Origin of the sequence: Litchfieldella rifensis (genome assembly GCF_042646605.1) — a bacterium.
GTDB classification, from domain to species: domain Bacteria; phylum Pseudomonadota; class Gammaproteobacteria; order Pseudomonadales; family Halomonadaceae; genus Litchfieldella; species Litchfieldella rifensis.
Genome location: NZ_JBHRUG010000023.1, coordinates 25,577 through 41,580, shown reverse-complemented (window position 1 = coordinate 41,580; position 16,004 = coordinate 25,577). Strand labels below are relative to the sequence as shown.

Here is a 16,004-nt window from a genome sequence, read left to right as displayed (position 1 = left end):
TTTCTTCAGGCGTCGATCAGCGCCTTGAGCCTGGCGATAGCCTGTGGCGGGTCGTCGCCCAATACCGTGACACGGCTGTCCTGCAGATCGTTCTGGCGGATTCGCGCCACCGGTCCGTACAGACCCAAGGGCACCTCGAGTTGTTCGGCCAGGCGTGGTAGCTGGCGGCGGATCACATCGGCTCGTTGGGCCTGGCCACTGCACAGCAGCAGGGCGGCAGCCTTGAAGCGTTCCACGGCCAATGGCAGTTCGCTGAAGGGCAGCGGGGCGTCGAACAACTGCACCCGGTAGCCCTCCTGGGATGCCGCCAGGGCGATCATCAGGTCCCACAGGGTTCCCTGATCCTCGGGCAGGCGGCCGATCAGTAGCGTGGGGCCATGGCTCGCCAGGTTGGCATGATAGAGGCGAATGCCGATGCGGGTCCGCAGGAAGGCTTCCAGGGTCCGACGTTGCAGGGTGGCGCCGAGCTGGTCGTCCCAGCGCTCCTCGAGTTCGTCGACCATGGGTTTGAACAGTTCGGTCAGACAGGTGGTCACCGGATACAGGGCCATGCACTGATTGAACAGGGTTTCCAGTTGCGACAGGTCCAGGGCCTCTATCGCGGCAACCAGGTGCCGGCGCTGGTTTGGCCAGTCGCCGGCAACGGGCTCAGGGACCTCGACCGTGCGTGGCTGGTCGAGCAGTTCACGAACCTGGCTGACAGGGACGCCGCGATTCAGCCATTGCAGGATACGCTCGATGCGTTCGATATCGTCACGGGCATAGAGCCGGTGGCCCTTGGGGGTGCGCTGTGGGCGAATCAGGCCGTAACGACGCTCCCAGGCGCGCAAGGTCACCGAATTGACGCCGGTCAGCCGCGAAACCTCGCGTATCGGGTAAAGCGGTGCATCGGCCGGATGAGTCGCCTTGTCACTCATGCGCACTTGAAGCCTCTTGATGATGATTCGGCGGGAAGCGGGCAGCGTCGATTGTCTGTCAGGTCGTCCGGCGCGGCGTCGTCAAGTATCAGGATGGGACAGAATATTGTACAAGGCAAACCTTTTGTACAATTTAGTAACACCCGCCGGCTCGGACGGCGTCATGTATGCTGCGCGCGTTCATCGATGATGTTGGCTAGTGCCTCGACGAAGGCCGGATGCTCGCCCACCGGGGCCAGCAGGGTCAGGTCGATACCCGGATGTGCTCGGTGCAAGGCCTCGATCTGCCCGGGGACATCCTCACGCAGGTGGCGGCCGGCGGCAAAGAACAGCGGGAGAATATCGGCTTGCGTCGTGCCCTTTGCCTGCAGTTCGGCAACGGTGGTTTCGAGGGAGGGCTCGCAAAGCTCCATGTAAGCCAGGCGCAACGGTGTCGGCGAGCGTTGCGCCAAGGAGGCCGCCAATTGGTCGAAGGGGGCGCGCCAGTGTGGGTCGCGGGAACCGTGGGCGAGCAGAATCAACGCATGAGGCATGATGCGGTCTCCTCCGTGGGTAAACTCCGGCCTCGAGGATGGTCTCCATCGGCAGTCCGGTGCCGAGGCGCATGGCCTTGCGCCGGTGAGAAAGCCATCCTGAGCGTCGGTATGGGCTGTCGTCTAGACTACCAGAAGCGTATAAGCGCTGTATAACTCGTCGTGGCGCAATGCCCGCCGGCCGTATCTCCTCGCGAGCGTAGGGAGCCCGGCATTGCGGAGAGCCACTAGCGATAGCGGAGGGAACCAGCATGCGCATCTTGATCACGGGAGGCAGTGGTTTCGTCGGGCGCCGATTGTGCAAGCGCCTGGCCGAAGCGGGGCATTCGTTGCTGGTGGTATCCCGCGACCCGGAGAGGAAGCGACGGGTTTTGCCGGCCGGGACCGATATTCGAACCTCGGTACTGGATTTCACCGACGCTCGGCCGCAAGCGATCGTCAACCTGGCCGGTGAGCCAATCGCCGACAAGCGCTGGAGCGATGAGCAGAAGCTGCGGCTGATCGACTCCCGGGTCGATATCACCCGCGACCTGGTGATGCTCTGTCAGTACCTCGACACACCACCGTCGGTGATGGTGTCGGGTTCGGCCATGGGCTATTACGGCGACCAGGGCGACCGCGAGGTCACCGAGGACACCTCGCCCCACGATGAATTTGCCCATCGGCTCTGCGAGCGCTGGGAAACGACGGCGCGAGAGGCCGAGGAATATGGCGTGCGGGTCGCGCTGGTCAGGATCGGATTGGTACTTGAGCGGGGCGGCGGTAGCCTGGCCAAGATGCTGCCGCCCTTCAAGCTCGGGTTGGGCGGGCGCTTCGGCAGTGGACGTCAGTACATGCCCTGGGTGCATCGCGAGGATCTGGTGCGCATCATCGAGTTCCTGCTCGAGCGCGATGACTTGCGTGGCCCCTTCAATGGCTCGGCGCCGCATCCAGTGACCAATGCCGAGTTTGCCCGTCTGCTGGCGAGGCGCTTGAAACGCCCGGCGCTCCTCCCGATTCCGGCCGTGGTGCTCAAGGCCGGGTTCGGCGAGATGTCGCGGCTATTGCTGACCGGCGCCGACATGCGCCCGGCGCGCCTGAAGGCGGCCGGGTTCGAGTTTCGCTACCCGACCCTCGATACCGCGCTGGCCGACATCCTGGGCTAGGCGTCCTCGTGATCCACCGTAACGATCACCCGCACCGCGTCGAGGCGCAAGCGGGTGCCTTCGATGGCCGCGTCGAGAGCGGCGCGTTCGTCACGCAGCGCCTGCAGTTCGTCATCACGCACCGCCGGATTGTGCCTCGAGAGCGCCTGCAGGCGTGCCAGCTCATTGTCCAGCGTCTTGCGCATGCGGTGCTGGGCGGCCTCGACGATGCTCGGTAGCTCCCGTTCCGCTTCCGCTTCACCCGCGCTCAGCAGCTCGCGCAGTTGGTCGTGACGGCTCTTGATCAGATCGCGGGCCACGGCCTTCTTGACCTTCTGCAGGTTCTTCGACAGCCCGCCGAAGGAGACCTTGCCGGAAAGGTTGGCGCCCGACTCGTCGAGCAACACCCGTACCGCCGTGGCGGGCAGGAAGCGGTCGAGGTGCAGTCGCTTGGGCGCCGGGCAGTGGGTACGGAACACCAGCTCGGTCATGAGCCGTCCGGCGGGAATCGCCGGGTGCCGCAGCAGGGCCAGGGCGGTATTGCCCATGGTGCCGGTCAGGATGCGCCCCATCATCTCGCGCAGCAGCGGATGCTCCCAGGACAGCCGCTGCACGTCGTCACGCGCCAGCGCGCGGGCCCGGGACAGGGTCGCCGTGAAGCCCTCCTCACCCTTTACCAGTCCCGGCAGGCCGTCGAGCATCTGCGGCCCGGCTTGCAGGTGCAGGAGGGCTTCGCCGAGGTCCTGGCTGTCGACACCGAAGATGTCCAGTGCCTGGTCGAGATAGCGCGGCAGTGCCGGGTCATCGTCGAACTCGCGGATCGCATTGGCCACCGCGTCCGCCCGCTCGTGGCGACAGGCGTTGAGCTCCAGCAGGCGATTGCGACCGGCATCACGCTCCTCGAGCCGGGTATCGAACAGGGCGCGTGTCTCGCTGATGATCTCGTCGAGCCCCTCGCCATCGATCAGGGCATCGGCGAGGGCGTCGCCGAAGGCGTCGTAGAGCTCGTTGCCGATGCCATGGGGGGCACTGAAGGCATCCATGCCCTCGTCGTACCAGCGCAGCAGTTTGGCACCGGGGCTGTCGGCGAACACCGGGACATGCAGCTCGATGGCATGCTGCTGGCCGATACGGTCGAGGCGGCCGATACGCTGTTCGAGCTGGTCGGGGTGCAGCGGCAGATCGAACATCACCAGGTGGCGGCAGAACTGGAAGTTGCGTCCTTCGGAACCGATCTCCGAGCACACCATCACCTGGCTGCCGTCCTCGAGGTCGGCGAAGGCGGCCGCGGCGCGGTCGCGCTCGACCAGCGACAGGCCCTCATGGAACACCGGCGCATGCACCCCACCCAGCACCCGAAGGCCTTCGGCGAGGCCGATGGCAGTCTCGCGATCGTGGGCGATCACCAGCACCTTGTCATGGCCGGCCTCGGTGAGGCGCTCCAGCAGCCAGGTCACGCGTGGATCGAACTGCCACCAGGGTTCGGAGTTCAGCGGGTCTTCGGGCAGGGCGCGGTACATGGCATCCAGGTACAGCACCGCGTCCGGGTGATCGAGGCCGGTTTCGATCAGCAACTCGTCGAGATAGTCCTCGTCGCGTGCCAGTCGACGCAGTACCCGACGGTAGGACGAGGGAAGCTCCAGCGGTGCGATGTGCAGGTGACGCTCGGGAAACCCGCCGACATGACGGCGGCTGTTGCGGAACATAACGCGACCGGTGCCGTGGCGGTCGAGCAATTGTTCGCGAAGCTGGGTACGTACCGCTTCCCGTTGTGCCTCGCTGCTTTCGGGGTTGCTCAGGGTGTCGAGCAGCGCTTCACTGTCGGGGTCGTCGATCACCGCGCCGACGCTGTCGCGATCGGCGGCACCACCCTGGCCAGTGGCGGGCAGTCGCTCCAGGGCATCGATGGCCTCTGCGACCCGTACATAACCTTGTTCTTCGGCCTTGAAGCGTTCGAGGCTCTGGTAACGGTCCGGATCGAGCAGGCGCAGGCGCGCGAAGTGGCTTGCCATGCCCATCTGTTCGGGCGTCGCGGTCAACAACAGGATGCCGGGGACAGACGCCGCCAGGCGTTCCACGCAGGCATAGCCGGGGCCGCTGACCTGGGGTGTCCAATCCAGGTGATGGGCCTCGTCGACGATCAACAGGTCCCAATCGCAGGCTTCGGCCTGGGCCTGACGATGGGGATTGGCAAACAGCCACCGCTGGCTGGCCAGGATCAACTGGCCGCTGTCGAAGGGGTTGGCATCGCCATGGGCCTGGCTCTGGTGTTCATCGAGCAGGGTGACCTCGAGCGCGAAACGACGCAGCAACTCCACCAGCCACTGGTGGGTCAGGCTATCGGGCACCAGGATCAGCGCCCGCTCGGCCCGCCCGGTCAGCAGCAGGCGATGCAGGATCAGCCCCGCCTCGATGGTCTTGCCCAGCCCGACTTCATCGGCCAGCAGAACCCGCGGCGCATGGCGGCCGGCAACTTCGTCGGCGATGTACAACTGGTGGGGAATCAGGTCGATCTTGGGCCCGGCCAGGCCGAGTGCCGGGTTCTGTTCGATACGGTGGTGGTGATGCAGCGTGCGAAAGCGCAGGTCGAACCAGTCGTTGCGATCGACCTGGCCGGTCAGCAGGCGATCGCGGGCCTGGTCGAACTGCATGCTATCAGCCAGGCGGGCCTCGGGCAGTTCACGGACCCGGCCTTGGTCGTCTTCACCGATATAAACGATCAGACCGTCGACCTCCTTGCTGTCATCGATGGTCATCTGCCAGCCCTCGGCGGACTGGATGCGGTCGCCGTTGCCGAAGGCCACGCGGGTCAGGGGGGGCTGGCGGACGCTGTAGGTGCGGGTTTCCTGGCTGGCGCCGAACAGCACGGTCACGGTGCGGAAATCGCAGTTCAGGATGGTACCCAGGCCCAGCTCGGCTTCGCCGTCGCTGATCCAGCGCTGGCCGGGAGAAAATTCGCTCATGATGCCTCGGATGCTCTACAAGATGCTGCGCAAGTCGTCGATGGCCGTTCGCACGCGGGTCGCACGACCCGTGCGTCGGCAGGGGCGCGGTATGGTACCGGAAAGTGTCGCGCTGCTTAAGGCGCTGGACGGAATTATCTGCGGCGCAGGTCAGCGCTCGTCGAGCCAATCCTTCAGTTGCGCACGCGACAGTTCGCCGACGTGGCGCTCGAGCGCGCGGCCCTGTGCGTCGAATAACACGGTGGTAGGCAACCCCGGCGCCTCGATGCGCCCCATCAGTTCCTGATGAGGGTCGAGCAATGCATAACGGAACACGAGCCCCTGTTCGTCGAGATAGCGGGTCACCTGGAGCAGCGTCTCGCCCTGGTTGGCGACCACCACGGTGACGCCGTCACGCGCGTCGGCTTCGGCGAGCAGTGGCATCTCGCGCAGACAGGGGGGGCACCAGGTAGCCCACAGGTTGATCAGAATGCGCTCGCCGGGCAGCGTCTGCAGGTTGACAGGGTTTCCGTCGAGGTCTTCCAGGGCCAGATCCGGCAATTCCCGCAGCGCCATGCCGTTGCCGCCCGGGTTCAGTGTGACCAGGACCAGCCACAGGGCCGAGCTGCCCACGAGCAGGGCGATACCGCCGATCAGTCGCAGCGCGTGATCGCGAAAGGCCCAGGCGGTCCAGATCGCTGCGGCCAGCAGCCCCCATAGGCCATGGTAGCCGGGCTGCCAGAACTTGAGGATGTCCAGAGGCGCTCCCGCATAGGACTCCAGGTGGGTCAGCACATGCCCCAGTCGGGCGCCCAGTAGCCACACCAGCAGCAAAGTGTTGAACCAGCGGATGTGCTGGCGGCGCGACAGGCCCAGCAGCACCAGGCTGGACACCAGCAGCAGCAGCGCCGCGGCAAAGGCATACAGGCGGGGCAGGGAAATCAATACCGGGCCCAAGGCAATGGCATCCATGACGGTGTCGTCGCTCCAAGTGGTCCAAGGTCGGCGTCCGAGGCTGATCGGGTTACAATGCCACGATCTCCGCTAGCCTAATGTCACCATGACAGGCTGTCACCCATCTGCTGCGGGAGCGACCATGGCCAAGCCTGCTTTCGATGTGTTGCGTGCCCTGGCCATTGCCAGTCAGGCGTTGGGATTCATCGCCATCATCACGCTGGAAACCCTGATGGCCGATGCCGCACGGCCCTGGCAGGGGCTGACGCTGGCATTGATGGTGACCGCTGCGTTGTGGATTGCCCTGGTGCGCCTCTATCGGCGCAACAAGGCGCGCAAGGCCTGGGCAGCTCGCCAAACGGCTCGGCAAGAAGAGGACGGTTCCTAGGCCTGGCGATGGGGGGTGGTGAGCTGCAGGCTCGCGGGCGCGCAGCGCCGCGGGTCGATGCTGATCACTTGCAGATGGTGCCCCTCGGGCATCTCGCAATGCAGGACGCGCCAGGCACACCCCGGTGCACTGCTGCCCTCGCTCTCGAACAGCGTGGCGCCATGACGACGCAGGCGCTCGCAAACGCCGGGGAATTCCTCATCGGTGACTTCCAGCGTCATGCGCCGGGGAGGGGAAGGCCGTTCGGCGGCCAGCAGCATCAGTACCTGGGTGTGACCGTACTCATCGGCTCCCAGCTCGAAGGTCGCGCCACGCGGAGTGCGCAGCAACAGTACCAGATTCAGCACCTCCTGGCAGAAGCGCTGCATGGCATCGAGGTCACGGACCTCGAACACTGCCTTGTCCAGTGAGAGGCGTTGCATCATGGGCTCTCTGGTCAGGATATCGTCATAGTGATCAGTGTGAACCATGATGAGGCAAGCGACTGCTGGATTCTCTTCATACCGATGATTGAGCAAGACTATCTCTCTGCTGTCACAAGTGTTGAGGGGTCCTGGAGACGGCCGTGCTTTTCACAGGGGAAGCAGGAGTGGTCGCATGCCGGTGCACAACCAAGACATCGCCGAGCAGTTCGACGAACTCGCCGATCTGCTGGAAATCGAAGGTGCCAACGCCTTCCGTGTACGTGCCTATCACAACGCTGCGCGCACACTGCGGGATCTTCCGCACAGCGTTACCGAGATGGTCAGCGCAGGTGAGAACCTCACGGAGTTGCCCGGTATCGGCAAGGACCTGGCCAGCAAGATCGAAACCATCGTGGAAACCGGCAGGTTTCCACAGCTCGACGAGTTGAAGAAGGCGATGCCGAAGGGGCTCGCCGAGGTCAAGGACATCGCAGGGCTGGGTCCGAAGCGGGTCAAGGCGCTTCACGAAGCCCTCGGGGTGGAGGATGTGGAAGGCCTGAAAAAGGCGGCCCAGGCCGGCCAGCTTCACGAGTTATCCGGCTTCGGCAAGAAGACCGAGGAAAACATCCTCCACGAGCTGGAAACCCGTGGCAGTGGCGAAAAGCGACACCTGCTGCGCGAGGCGGAGAGCCGCGCCGAACCGCTGGTCGACTATCTCGGCCGTGTCGATGGCGTGAAAGAGGTCGTGGTTGCCGGCAGCTATCGCCGCAGGAAGGCCACGGTCGGCGACCTGGATATCCTGGTTTCTTGTACCAGGAACTCGCCGGTCATGCAGCGCTTCGTCGACTACGAGGACGTCAGCGATGTCATTTCCCACGGGGGGACGCGTGCCACCGTGGTCCTGAAGAGCGGCATGCAGGTCGACTTGCGCGTGGTGGCGTCAAGCAGTTTCGGCGCCGCTCTGCACTATTTCACCGGTTCGAAAGGACACAACATCCGGGTGCGCAAGATGGGGTTGGAGCGGGGGTTCAAGATCAACGAATATGGCGTCTTCCAGGGCGATACGCAGATCGCCGGCAAGACCGAGGCCGACGTCTATTCGCAGGTCGGCCTGCCCTACATCGAGCCCGAACTGCGCGAGGAGCGCGGAGAAATCGAGGCGGCGCGAGACGGCAAATTGCCGGAACTCATCGAGTTGGATGACATCAAGGGCAATCTGCATAACCACACCAAGGCGTCAGACGGCGCCGCTACCCTGCGCGAGATGGCCACGGCGGCGAAGGAGCACGGCTGGTCCTATCTCGCCATCACGGACCACTCGAAGGCATTGCGTGTGGCCAACGGCCTGGATGAGGATCGTCTGGCCAGGCAGGTCGACGAGATCGAGGCCCTTAACGATGAACTGGATGGCATCACGCTGCTGAAGTCGATCGAGGTCGACATCCTGGAGGACGGCAGTCTCGATCTCTCCGACGCCATCCTCAAGCGACTCGACCTGCGGGTCTGCTCCATACATAGCCACTTCCGGCTGTCCCGCGACAAGCAGACGGCACGTGTCATGCGGGCCATGGATAACCCCTACTTCAACATCCTGGCCCACCCCTCCGGCCGGCTGCTTGGCTCGCGAGAGGGCTATTCCATCGACATGGAGCGGCTCATCGACCACGCCAGGGAGAACGGATGCATCATGGAAGTCAATGCGCAACCGCAGCGGCTCGACCTCGACGACGTCTACTGCAAGATGGCCTGCGAGGCGGGCGTGAAGCTGGCCATCAGCACGGATGCGCATACGCCCCATCACCTGGACTTCATGCGCTATGGCATCGACCAAGCCCGCCGCGGCTGGGTCACGGCCGACGATGTGGTCAATACCCGTTCGCTGAAGGACTTGCGCAAGCTGGTGGCGCGGTAGCCGGCAACGAAAAACCGCCACCCGGCATGATCCGTAAGTGGCGGTTTTTTCCTGAATTCTGTGGTCGGAGCGACAGGATTCGAACCTACGACCTCTGCCTCCCGAAGGCAGCGCTCTACCAAGCTGAGCTACGCTCCGACATGTTGGGCTGGCGCCTCAACGGTGGCTAATTATACGCACTCGAGCCGCCGATGCAATATCCGATCCGGCTCAGTTCTGGCGGTCGACGGCCAGGCGCGCAAGGTCGGCCATGCTGTCGCGGTAGCAGCCGAAGGGCAGGGCATCGAGTTGCTCGAGTGCCCTGGCGGCCATTTCCTCGGCACGGGCGCGGGTATAGTCCAGCGCGCCGGTGTCGAGGACGATGGCCAGCACGTCATCGAGATGCTCGAGACCGCCTTGGCGGATCGCCTGGCGAATCAGCTTGGTCTGGGCGGGGGTGCCGGCACTCATGGCCTGGATCAGGGGCAGGGTGGGCTTGCCCTCGGCGAGGTCGTCGCCGACATTCTTGCCCATGGCCTGGGCGTCGCCCTGGTAGTCGAGCAGGTCGTCGATGAGTTGGAAGGCCAGCCCCAGATAACGCCCGTAGTACTGCAGCGCCCGTTCTTGTTCCGGGGTGGCGCTGGCAAGGATCGCACCGCTATGCGAGGCGGCTTCGAACAGCATTGCCGTCTTGCCCTGGATGGTCTCGAAGTAGGCCGCCTCATCGACATCGGGGTTGCCGACATTGGTGAGTTGCAGCACTTCCCCTTCGGCGATGGTGCAGGTGGCGGCCGACAGCACTTCCATGACCCGCATCGAGCCGACCTCGACCATCATCTGGAACGAGCGCGAATAGAGGAAGTCGCCGACCAGGACCGAAGGGGCATTGCCCCAGGCATCATTGGCGGTGGACTTGCCGCGGCGCATGTGCGATTCGTCGACCACATCATCATGCAGTAGCGTGGAGGTGTGCATGAACTCGATCAGGGTCGCGAGGGTAACGTGCTTGTCGCCTGCGTAGCCTAGCGAACGCGCGGCCAGCAACACCAGCAGCGGGCGCAGGCGTTTGCCGCCACTCTCAATGATGTAGTGGGCAATGGTTTCGACGAGCGGGACCCGGGAGGCCAACTGGGCGAGGATGGTACGATCGACGGAGGCAAAATCCTCTGCCACCACTGCATGGATGGGCGATGCTGTAGGCTGCATGGGCAAGCTGCTTGTATAAGGTGGGGCCGGGGGCAGCGATAGCCGTGCCGGCCTTGGGCTGGGAGCTATGCTATGGGGGCCCCCGAGGGGCGTCAAGCAAGGAGGATGTCTGAGCCCACTTGTGTCGTTCTGGGCGCGCGGTTATAATCCGCGACCCGACTCATCATGCTCCCTGTCAGATGGCTGCCGAAAGGGGCGCCACTCGCCGCAGGCCGATGAAGAGCGCAACCCGATGAGTGTTTGGAGAACGTCTATCATGTATGCAGTTATCAAGAGCGGTGGCAAGCAGTACCGCGTTCAGGAAGGCCAGACCCTGAAGCTCGAGAAGCTGGAAGTGGCCACCGGTGAAGCTCTGGAGTTCGACCAGGTCCTGCTGGTTGCCGACGGCGACGACGTCAAGGTCGGTGCGCCGCTGGTCGACGGCGCCAAGGTCGCGGCCGAGGTCGTGTCCCACGGCCGTGGTGACAAGGTGACCATCATCAAGTTCCGTCGCCGCAAGCACCACATGAAGCGTCAGGGCCACCGCCAGTGGTTCACCGAAGTCAAGATCACCGGGATCTCCGCCTAAGCGGACACGCCCCTGAAAGAGCGAGGTATTTGCAATGGCTCACAAGAAGGCAGCCGGTTCCACGCGCAACGGCCGCGATTCCGAATCCAAACGCCTTGGCGTCAAGCTGTACGGCGGCCAAGTGGTCACCCCGGGTAACATCATCGTCCGTCAGCGCGGCACCAAGTTCCATGCCGGCACCGGCGTTGGCATCGGCAAGGATCACACCCTGTTCGCCTTGAACGAGGGCGTGATCAAGTTCGAGACCAAGGGTCCGAAAAACCGCAAGTTCGTGAGCGTCGTCTCCGCCTGAGAGATCACGAGCGTTGCACTGAAAAGGCCCCGCCCGTGCGGGGCCTTTTCGTATCATGACGGTATTGGCCGTCAGGAGAATGACAGATGCAGTTCGTCGACGAAGCCTCGATCATCCTGGAGGCCGGCAATGGCGGTAATGGCTGCCTGAGTTTCCGGCGCGAGAAATATGTGCCCAAGGGTGGCCCCGATGGTGGCGATGGCGGTCACGGCGGCAGTGTCTACCTGATCGGTGACGACGCGTTGAACACCCTGATCGACTTCAAGTACCAGCGCTTCTACAAGGCCCAGAACGGCCAGCCGGGCATGGGGCGGCAGATGAGCGGCAAGGCCGGCGAGGATCTGCATGTCAAGGTGCCGGTGGGCACCACGGTGATCGACGAGGACACCCTCGAGGTGATCGCCGACGTCACCGAAGTCGGTCAGGTGGTGCTGGTGGCGCAGGGTGGTCGCCGCGGGCTGGGCAATGTCCACTTCAAGTCGTCGACCAACCGTGCGCCACGGCGCACCACGCCGGGCACCGAAGGGGAGCGGCGCAACCTGCGCCTGGAAATGAAGGTGATGGCCGATGTCGGCCTGTTGGGCATGCCTAATGCCGGCAAGTCGACGCTGATCCGCGCCGTTTCCGCCGCCAAACCCAAGGTCGCCAATTACCCTTTCACGACGCTTGTCCCCAACCTGGGGGTGGTGAAGCTCGGTCACCATGAACACTTCGTGATGGCCGATGTGCCGGGCCTGATCGAAGGCGCCTCCGATGGTGCCGGGTTGGGCCTGCGTTTTCTCAAGCATTTGACGCGTACGCGGCTGTTGCTGCACGTAGTGGACGTGGCGCCGTTCGACGAGTCCGATCCCGTGGAAGCCGCTGAGGCGATCGTGCACGAACTGGAGCAGTTCTCGCAGGCGCTCTCCGAGCGCCCGCGCTGGCTGGTGCTCAACAAGCTCGATCTGCTGCCCGCAGACGAGCGCGAAGCGCACGCCAAGGAAATCGTCGAGCGCCTGGGCTGGGAAGGACCGGTGTTCTGCATCTCGGCGATTGCCGGTGAGGGGACCGAGCCCTTGGTACAGGCCGCGTATCGCTGGCTGACCGAACAGCGACGCCTCGAGAACGAGGACGAACAGGCCGCCGAGCGCGAGCGCGAGATGCGCCGCCGCATGGAGGCCGAAGCGGTGGCACGAACCGAGGCGCGTCTGGGTCGCAAGCGCAAGCGCGACGACGAGGATGACGACGATTTCGACGACGATGATTATGATGTCGAGGTCGAATACGTGCCTTGAGTGTGAAGGACTCACCGCTTTCGTAGGAGCGGCTTCAGCCGCGATGGGGGCGATGTCGAGGCGTTCCCTGTAGTGACGTTGAGAAGATGGCGATGACAGACAACGAACAGGCACCGGGGCGCGAAGCTCTGGCCGGCGCGCGGCGAATCGTGGTGAAGATTGGCAGTGCGCTGCTGACCAATGACGGACGTGGCCTCGACGATGCCGGCATCGGCAGATGGGTGGATCAGGTCGCGGCATTGCATCGGCGTGGCATCGAGGTGGTGCTGGTGTCTTCCGGTGCTGTGGCCGCGGGAATCGTGCGGCTCGGCTGGCAGGCGAGGCCGTCGGCGGTGCATGAGCTGCAGGCCGCCGCCGCGGTAGGGCAGAACAGCCTGACCGAATGCTACGAGGGGCACTTCGCTCGCCATGGGCTGCTCACTGCCCAGATTCTGCTGACCCACGACGACCTGTCCAACCGCAAGCGCTATCTGAATGCGCGCTCGGCGCTGCGCACCCTGGTGGGGTTGCGCGTGGTGCCGGTGATCAACGAGAACGATACCGTGGTCACCGACGAGATCCGCTTCGGCGACAACGATACCCTGGGCGCGCTGGTCGCCAACCTGCTCGAAGCCGATGCACTGGTCATTCTCACCGATCAGGAAGGACTGTTCGATGCCGACCCGCGGCACAACCCCGAGGCCAGCCTGATTCGCGAAGGGCGGGCCGGCGATCCGGCCCTTGCCGCCATGGCTGGCGGTGGTGGTGCCCTGGGGCGGGGAGGCATGACCACCAAGGTACTGGCCGCTCGACTGGCGGCCCGCTCTGGGGCCGTGACGGCGATCGCCAGCGGCCGTCAGCCCGAGGTGCTCACCCGCCTGGTCGGCGGCGAACGGCTGGGCACCTTGTTGCGCCCGGAACAGGCGCCGATCGCCGCACGCAAGCGTTGGCTGGCGGGCCAACTGCAGGTGCGCGGCAGCCTGACGCTGGATGCCGGTGCGGTGAAGGTATTGCGCGGTCGTGGCTCCAGCTTGCTGCCGGTGGGCGTCAAGGCGCTTTCGGGCGGCTTCGTGCGTGGCGACATGGTGGTCTGTGTCGATGAGCAGGGCGAGCGGGTCGCCAAGGGGCTGGTCAACTACGGTGCCGAGGAAGCAGCCAAGATCCTCGGCAAGCCCAGCCATCAGATCGAGTCGATCCTGGGTTACATGGAAGCGCCGGAGTTGATCCATCGCGACAACCTGGTGGTGCTGTGAGCCGCGTCATGGCGTTGCGCATCAGATTCGGCAGCGGCAACGGAAGGGTGGAGAAGCCCTGATCATGCGGTAGCAAGGGGGACAGCGGCGTGATAGAATGCGCCATCCTCTCAGACATGGCCCGGTGGTTGCGTTCAACCAGAACAGGGCGAACCGGTTGGAACTGCAGGATTGTTCCAATCAGGTCAAACACTTACCGAATAGACGGTTAGAATTTCTCCAAGGAGACAGTAGTGGCTAACAGCAAGCAAGCCCGCAAGCGCGCCCGTCAGGCGGAAAACCGCCGCGTCCTCAAGGCGAGCCAGCGCAGCATGGTGCGTACCTATATCAAGCGTGTCATCAAGGCCATCAACGGCGGTGACCACGCCCAGGCCATGGCCGAATTCAAGGTCGCCCAGCCGGTCATCGATCGCATCGCCGACAAGGATGTGCTGTCGAAGAAGAAAGCGGCGCGCCTGAAGAGCCGTCTGAACAAGCGAATTAAGGCGTTGGCTGCGTAAGCCGGACGCTTCAGGGACGTCTCGGAACTCAACGCCTACGCGCTTCGATTCCGCAACGTCCCGCAAGGAAACCGGCTTCGGCCGGTTTTTTTGTGGCCGGTCCAACGCCGGGCAATGGACTCCATGGCAACAGGATTCGACGATTAGCGTGGCCGACGACGATCAACACACCCCACAAGTGAGCGATACTCCCGAGGCGGCCGCGGCGGCACAACCCCCGGCGCGCGCCGGTCTGCTGCGTTCAGGAATGATCGTCAGCGTGATGACCATGCTGTCACGGGTCATGGGATTGGCGCGCGATGTGGTAATCGCCGCGCTGTTCGGCGCCGGCAGTGGTGCCGATGCTTTCTTCGTCGCCTTCAAGATTCCCAATTTCATGCGCCGGCTGTTCGCCGAGGGTGCGTTCAACCAGGCCTTCATTCCGGTGCTTTCGGAATACGCCACCCGGCGTTCGAAGGCCGAGGTGCGTGAGTTGCTGGATGCGGTGGCCGGTAGCCTCGCGGTGGTCCTGGCGCTGATCACGGCCATTGCCATGCTGGCGGCGCCCTGGCTGGTATGGCTGTTCGCCCCCGGCTTCGGTCGCGATCCCGACAAGCTGGCCATGACCGCCGACATGCTGCGGCTGACGTTCCCCTACCTGCTGCTGATTTCGCTGACGGCCTTCTCGGGCAGCGTACTCAATACCTGGAGCCGCTTTGCGGTGCCGGCCTTCACGCCGGTGCTGCTGAACGTCTCGCTGATCGGGGCGGCCTTGCTGCTGACACCGCTGATGACGGAGCCCGCCATGGCGTTGGCTTGGGGGGTGCTGATCGCCGGCGCAGCCCAACTGGCCTTCCAGGTGCCCTTCCTGGCACGGCTGGGGCTGTTGCCACGGCCCTGGCCGGGCTTCGCGCATCCCGGGGTCAGGCGCATCCTGCTATTGATGACACCGGCACTGTTCGGGGTCTCGGTGTCACAGATCAACCTGCTACTGGACACCGTGCTGGCGTCGCTACTGACGCCGGGCAGTGTGTCCTGGCTGTACTATTCCGATCGTCTGGTGGAGCTACCGCTGGGGGTATTCGGCATCGCCATCGGCACGGTGATCCTGCCGGCGTTGTCCAAACGACACGCCGAGCAGTCAGCGGAGCATTTCGCCAGGATGCTCGACTGGGCGCTGCGCGCGGTGCTGCTGCTGGGGCTACCGGCGGCTGTGGCGCTGGTGGTACTGGCCGAGCCGTTGCTGATCAGCCTGTTCCACTATGGCGCCATGACCGATCGCGATATCGCCATGGCGGCCATGAGTCTGCGTGCCTATGCCCTGGGACTGGTGGCGTTCATGCTGATCAAGGTGCTGGCGCCGGGTTTCTTCGCTCGTCAGGACACCAAGACGCCGGTCAAGATCGGCATCATCGCCATGGTCGCCAACATGGTGTTGAATCTGTTGCTGATCTGGCCGCTGGCGCATGCCGGTCTGGCGCTGGCCACCGCCCTTTCGGCGTTCCTCAATGCGGGGTTGCTGGGGTGGCTGTTGAGGAAGGATGGTGTGTTGACCTTCCAGCCCGGATGGGGCCGCTTTGCCTGGCAGTTGGGTGGTGGCTGCCTGGTATTGGGGGGCGGGCTCGTGTGGTTGGCGCCGGCCTGGCAAGAGTGGCTGACTTGGGGGTTATGGCCCCGCGTGTATCACCTGAGCGGGCTGGTCATCGGTGGTGCGGCGCTATACTTCGCCTGGCTGGCGGCGTTCGGCGTGCGGGTCCGGCATTTCCGGATGAAGGGGTAGAGCCGCTTCTGCAGGAGCTG

15 protein-coding genes and 1 tRNA gene are annotated in these 16,004 nt (G+C 64.3%); 9 read left to right on the top strand and 7 right to left on the bottom strand.

Annotated features, from left to right (window positions below; genetic code table 11):
* Positions 1–5 precede the first annotated feature (5 nt).
* Positions 6–917 carry a MerR family transcriptional regulator gene (locus ACFOEV_RS11405; protein ID WP_386773974.1) on the bottom strand — a complete coding sequence of 304 codons (912 nt, stop codon included), beginning with the start codon at positions 915–917 and terminating at the stop codon, positions 6–8.
* A 161-nt stretch (positions 918–1,078) separates the two neighbouring features.
* The gene (locus ACFOEV_RS11400) at positions 1,079–1,450 is read right to left on the bottom strand and encodes a sirohydrochlorin chelatase (protein ID WP_386773972.1); all 372 of its coding nucleotides are present in this window, start codon (positions 1,448–1,450) and stop codon (positions 1,079–1,081) included.
* Positions 1,451–1,701: 251 nt separating this feature from the next.
* Here ACFOEV_RS11400 and ACFOEV_RS11395 point away from each other — a divergent pair, with 251 nt between their 5' ends.
* Positions 1,702–2,595, top strand: a complete 894-nt coding sequence (locus ACFOEV_RS11395) for a TIGR01777 family oxidoreductase (RefSeq protein ID WP_386773970.1) — start codon at positions 1,702–1,704, stop codon at positions 2,593–2,595.
* Here ACFOEV_RS11395 and rapA read toward each other — a convergent pair.
* Both rapA and ACFOEV_RS11385 read right to left on the bottom strand, forming a co-directional pair.
* Positions 2,592–5,537 (bottom strand): RNA polymerase-associated protein RapA, encoded by a 2,946-nt coding sequence (rapA, locus tag ACFOEV_RS11390; RefSeq protein ID WP_386773967.1) that lies wholly within the window; start codon positions 5,535–5,537, stop codon positions 2,592–2,594. The two genes, ACFOEV_RS11395 and rapA, sit on opposite strands and share 4 nt — an antisense overlap.
* A gap of 150 nt (positions 5,538–5,687) precedes the next feature.
* Positions 5,688–6,488 carry a redoxin family protein gene (locus tag ACFOEV_RS11385; protein WP_386773966.1) on the bottom strand — a complete coding sequence of 267 codons (801 nt, stop codon included), beginning with the start codon at positions 6,486–6,488 and terminating at the stop codon, positions 5,688–5,690.
* A gap of 124 nt (positions 6,489–6,612) precedes the next feature.
* On the opposite strand from ACFOEV_RS11385, the gene ACFOEV_RS11380 reads away from it, so the two are divergent.
* Positions 6,613–6,858 (top strand): hypothetical protein, encoded by a 246-nt coding sequence (locus tag ACFOEV_RS11380; RefSeq protein ID WP_386773964.1) that lies wholly within the window; start codon positions 6,613–6,615, stop codon positions 6,856–6,858.
* Here the strand turns inward: ACFOEV_RS11380 and ACFOEV_RS11375 are convergent.
* Positions 6,855–7,283, bottom strand: a complete 429-nt coding sequence (locus tag ACFOEV_RS11375; protein ID WP_386773962.1) for a VOC family protein — start codon at positions 7,281–7,283, stop codon at positions 6,855–6,857. The genes ACFOEV_RS11380 and ACFOEV_RS11375 overlap by 4 nt on opposite strands.
* 172 nt (positions 7,284–7,455) lie before the next feature.
* On the opposite strand from ACFOEV_RS11375, the gene polX reads away from it, so the two are divergent.
* Positions 7,456–9,174 carry a DNA polymerase/3'-5' exonuclease PolX gene (gene polX / locus ACFOEV_RS11370; protein ID WP_386773960.1) on the top strand — a complete coding sequence of 573 codons (1,719 nt, stop codon included), beginning with the start codon at positions 7,456–7,458 and terminating at the stop codon, positions 9,172–9,174.
* A 61-nt stretch (positions 9,175–9,235) separates the two neighbouring features.
* Here the strand turns inward: polX and ACFOEV_RS11365 are convergent.
* A tRNA-Pro gene (locus ACFOEV_RS11365) sits at positions 9,236–9,312 on the bottom strand.
* A gap of 72 nt (positions 9,313–9,384) precedes the next feature.
* On the bottom strand, positions 9,385–10,359 hold the full coding sequence (gene ispB, locus ACFOEV_RS11360) for an octaprenyl diphosphate synthase (protein WP_386773958.1): 975 nt from the start codon (positions 10,357–10,359) through the stop codon (positions 9,385–9,387).
* 256 nt (positions 10,360–10,615) lie between these two features.
* Between ispB and rplU the strand changes: the two genes are divergently transcribed.
* The 6 genes from rplU (at position 10,616) to murJ (ending at position 15,984) form a co-directional block, all read left to right on the top strand.
* On the top strand, positions 10,616–10,927 hold the full coding sequence (gene rplU / locus ACFOEV_RS11355; protein ID WP_386773956.1) for a 50S ribosomal protein L21: 312 nt from the start codon (positions 10,616–10,618) through the stop codon (positions 10,925–10,927).
* A gap of 34 nt (positions 10,928–10,961) precedes the next feature.
* Positions 10,962–11,219: a 50S ribosomal protein L27 gene (gene rpmA, locus ACFOEV_RS11350; protein ID WP_386773954.1), complete on the top strand. Its 258-nt coding sequence runs from the start codon at positions 10,962–10,964 to the stop codon at positions 11,217–11,219.
* An 86-nt stretch (positions 11,220–11,305) separates the two neighbouring features.
* Positions 11,306–12,493 carry an Obg family GTPase CgtA gene (gene cgtA / locus ACFOEV_RS11345; protein ID WP_386773952.1) on the top strand — a complete coding sequence of 396 codons (1,188 nt, stop codon included), beginning with the start codon at positions 11,306–11,308 and terminating at the stop codon, positions 12,491–12,493.
* Between the two features lie 92 nt (positions 12,494–12,585).
* Positions 12,586–13,725, top strand: a complete 1,140-nt coding sequence (gene proB / locus ACFOEV_RS11340; protein ID WP_386773949.1) for a glutamate 5-kinase — start codon at positions 12,586–12,588, stop codon at positions 13,723–13,725.
* A gap of 233 nt (positions 13,726–13,958) precedes the next feature.
* Positions 13,959–14,225 (top strand): 30S ribosomal protein S20, encoded by a 267-nt coding sequence (gene rpsT, locus ACFOEV_RS11335; RefSeq protein WP_386773947.1) that lies wholly within the window; start codon positions 13,959–13,961, stop codon positions 14,223–14,225.
* Between the two features lie 178 nt (positions 14,226–14,403).
* Entirely contained in the window at positions 14,404–15,984 is a 1,581-nt protein-coding gene (murJ, locus tag ACFOEV_RS11330) for a murein biosynthesis integral membrane protein MurJ (protein WP_386774075.1), read from the top strand.
* Positions 15,985–16,004 lie beyond the last annotated feature (20 nt).